Here is a 548-nt window from a genome sequence, read left to right as displayed (position 1 = left end):
TACGCCGAAGGGCGGCACCCCTCGCAGGGGGTGCCGCCCTTCGGCGTACGTGCTCACGGACCTCGGCGGCCCGGCGGCCGGTGTGGCCGGCCTCAGTGGCCCGTGGTCTCCCCGGTGGCCGAGGACGACGGCGAGGCCGTGGAGCCGGCGGCGGTGCCCTCCTCCTCGGTGGCCGTCGCGTCGGCGGACGGCGAGCCCGTGGCGTCGGGGGATGCGGAGCTGTCGGCCTCCTCGGACGGGGAGGCGCTGGCTGCGGGGGCCTCGGGGATGTCCGACGGGCCCCACTTCTCGAAGTAGTGCTCGGCGGGGACGACGAAGGCGCGCAGGGAGACCTTGCCGGTCTCGCTGAACTCGAAGGTGACCTGCTGGGCGTTGCCGTCCTTGACCGCGTCGGTGACCTCGGACAGGACCGCGGAGGCGTTCCCGGTGCCGCCGAGGACCACGGAGCCGCCGGCCGGGACGACGACCTTGCCGCCCTTGCCCTTGGCGGGCGTGAGCTCGACGGTGCCGCCGCCCTCGACGGTGACGGAGTCGAGGGTCTGGTCGGT

1 protein-coding gene is annotated in these 548 nt (G+C 75.2%); it reads right to left on the bottom strand.

The genetic code is table 11. The annotated features are described in order from the left end of the window. Positions 1-92: 92 nt before the first annotated feature. Positions 93-548, bottom strand: a 456-nt coding sequence (locus CCN37_RS38130; RefSeq protein ID WP_086830246.1) for a DUF461 domain-containing protein, incomplete at its 5' end; no start/stop codon positions are given.

The organism is Allokutzneria sp. NRRL B-24872, from assembly GCF_002155965.1.
In the GTDB taxonomy this organism is placed as follows: Bacteria; Actinomycetota; Actinomycetes; order Mycobacteriales; family Pseudonocardiaceae; genus Allokutzneria.
This window is presented reverse-complemented; position numbering and strand designations above follow the sequence as displayed.